At 70.2% G+C, this 2,976-nt stretch carries 3 protein-coding genes; all 3 read left to right on the top strand.

The features are described 5' to 3' along the window. The coding region (locus ABNT58_RS18050) for a transporter associated domain-containing protein (RefSeq protein WP_348754829.1) at positions 1-595 on the top strand (595 nt) is incomplete at its 5' end. Beyond that, on the top strand, positions 592-1,338 hold the full coding sequence (locus tag ABNT58_RS18045) for a SapC family protein (protein WP_348754828.1): 747 nt from the start codon (positions 592-594) through the stop codon (positions 1,336-1,338). The genes ABNT58_RS18050 and ABNT58_RS18045, both read left to right, overlap by 4 nt. Positions 1,339-1,434: 96 nt before the next feature. Further along, entirely contained in the window at positions 1,435-2,871 is a 1,437-nt protein-coding gene (locus tag ABNT58_RS18040; protein ID WP_348754827.1) for a lyase family protein, read from the top strand. Positions 2,872-2,976 lie beyond the last annotated feature (105 nt).

The raw sequence follows: 2,976 nt of genomic DNA, 5'->3' as shown, positions 1-2,976 counted from the left end.
GGCCGAAGGCGGCCACACCCGCTACCCGGTGTGTCGTGGCGGCATGCAGGACGTGATCGGCGTGGTGTCGGCGCAAAGCCTGCTGCCGGCGCTGGCGCGCGGCCAGGACGCCTCGTTGACCGAGCACCTGACGCCGCCCGTCTTCGTGCCCGAAACCTTGTCGGGCATGGAGCTGCTGGAGCACTTCCGCGCCTCGGGCGCCGAGCTGGTGTTCGTGGTCGATGAATACGGCGAAGTGCAGGGCGTGATCACCGTGCGCGACGTGCTGGAAGCCATCACCGGCGAATTCGGCGCGCCCACCGACGAAGACGCCTGGGCCGTGCCGCGCGACGACGGCAGCTGGCTGCTCGACGGGCTGATTCCCGTGCCCGAGCTGAAGGACCGCCTGCACCTGAAAGAGCTGCCCGAGGAAGACCGGGGCCGCTACAACACCCTGGCTGGCATGATCATGCTGCTGCTGGGCCGGCTGCCGCGCACCGCCGACAAGGTGGAATGGGGCGGCTGGCTGTTCGAGGTCGTCGACCTGGACGGCAAGCGCGTGGACAAGGTGCTGGTCAGCCGCCTGCCCCCGAACGAAACCGAGACCGACGCATGATCCATCCTTCCCTGCACAAGAACCCCGTGGCGCTGGACCGTGACCAGCACCGTACGCTGCGTGTGCGGCAAGACTTTGCCGACGTGTCGCACACCAACGGGCTGAACTCCATGTTCCTCACCGCGGTGGAGTTCTCCGACGCGTGCAAGGAGTACCCCATCGTCTTCGTGCGTGCCGGCACCGACCCGCAGACGCAGAAGCCCGACATCGCGCCGGTGGCGGTGTTCGGCCTGTCGCCCGACGAGAACCTGTTTGCCGAAGGCACCCGCTGGGGCGCCGACTACGTGCCCGCGGTGCTGCGCGCCTACCCCTTCGCGATGGCGCCCATCGGCACCGACAACTACGCGGTGTGCGTGGCGCGCGAGTGGACCGGCTTTTCCGAGACCGAGGGCACGCCGCTGTTCGACGAGCAGGGCGCGCCCACGCAGTACTTGAAGGACATGCAGCAGTTCCTGGAAAAGCTGGAGCTGGAAGTGCAGCGCACCCGCCTGGTGGGCCAGAAGCTGGTGGAGATGGAGCTGCTGCGCGACATGCGCTTCGATGCCACGCTGCCCGATGGCAACAAGCTGACGGTGGACGGCTTCCTGGCCGTCGACGAAGCCAAGTTCGCCGCGCTGCCCGACGACAAGGTGCTGGAGCTGTATCGCAGCGGCCTGCTGGGGCTGATCCATGCGCACCAGGTGTCGCTGGGCAACATGACGCGGCTGATCGCGCGTCGAGCGCGCCGTACGGCCACGGCTTGAGCGCCACCGCGCCACGTGCGCTAAGCGCACGCGGCATCCAGGCGGCCCGCTAGCATCGCTGGCCGGGCCGCAGGGGCGGCGCCAGGAGCAGCAGGCATGTCGGGTTCCGCGTTCGAAGGTTTCTTGTCCACACCGCAAATGCTGGCCGTGTTCGGCGAGCAGTCGGTGATGCAGGCGATGATGGACTTCGAGGCCGCGCTGGCCCGGGCCGAGGCCGCGGTGGGCCTGATCAGCCCGGAAGCCGCCACCGCCATTGCCGGCGTGTGCCGGGCCGAGCTGTACGACGTGCCGGCCCTGGTGGCCGCCAGCGGCCGCGCCGGCAGCCTGGCCATCCCGATGGTCAAGCGCCTGACCGAGACGGTGGCCCTGTTCGATGCCCAGGCCGCCCAGGTGGTGCACTGGGGCGGCACCAGCCAGGACGTGATCGACACCGCGATGGTGCTGCTCACCCGCCGCGCGCTGGCCTTGATCGACGACGACCTGAGCGCGCTCAATGCCGCGCTGCTGGCGCTGGCCGAGCAGCACGTGGCCACGCCCATCATGGGCCGCACGTTGATGCAGCCGGCCTCGGTGGTGAGCTTCGGCTTCAAGGTGATGGGCTGGGTGGGCCCGCTGGTGCGCTGCCAGCAGCGGCTGCATGCGGCCGCGGCGCGGGCGCTGCAGCTGCAGTTCGGCGGCGCGGTGGGCACGCTGGCCACGCTGGGCGAGCAAGGGCCTGCGGTGGCCCAGCACATGTCGCAGCAGCTGGGCCTGCCGGCCTGGCAGGGCGCCTGGCACACCCAGCGCGACGACTGGGTGGCCCTGGGCTGCGAGGTGGGCGTGCTGGTGGGCGCGCTGGGCAAGTTCGCGCGCGACCTGGCCTTGATGAGCCAGGGCGAGATCGGTGAGCTGAACGAGCCCACTGGCGCCGGCCGCGGCGGCAGCACCGCGTTGCCGCACAAGCGCAACCCGGTGGCCAGCATGGTGGCACTGGCCGCCGCGCAGCGCACGCCGCACCGCGTGGCCGCGCTGCTGGCCGACATGGCGCAGGAACATGAACGTGGCCTGGGCAACTGGCAATCCGAGCTGGCCGAATGGGCGGGCCTCTTCATCAGCGCCCACGGCGCGGTGCATGCGCTGGCCGAAGCTGCCGCCGGTTTGCAGGTGAACCCGCAGCGCATGCGCGAGCACATCGAGGCGCTGCAAGGCCTGGTGAGTGCCGAGGCCTGCAGCACCCGGCTGGCCGGCGCCATCGGCAAGCCGGAGGCACAGCGGTTGCTGGAAGACCTGTCCAAGCGGGTGATGAGCGAACACCGCCACCTGCGCGAGCTGGTGCAGCAGGCGGTGTCCGACGATCCGCGGCTCAAGGCCGCGGTGCCGCCCGAAGACATCCACCGCCTGTTTGATGCCGACCATGCCGCCCGCCACGGCGCCGCACGCGCCCGTGAGCAGCTGGCCCGCTACCGGCCGCTGGCTGCGCAACTGGCAGCCGCCAGGCCCTTCGAGGTGCCCGAATCCATGACCCACGATCACAGCCCACAGGAACAAGCATGAGCTCTCGCCAGGATGATTTCGACCGCGGCCTGAAGAACCGCCGCGCGGTGCTGGGCGATGCCTGGGTGGACAAGTCCACCGCCGGCGCCAATGCCTTCAATGCCG

The sequence above is a fragment of the uncultured Aquincola sp. genome, from assembly GCF_964001545.1.
GTDB lineage: Bacteria > Pseudomonadota > Gammaproteobacteria > Burkholderiales > Burkholderiaceae_C > Aquincola.
This window is presented reverse-complemented; position numbering and strand designations above follow the sequence as displayed.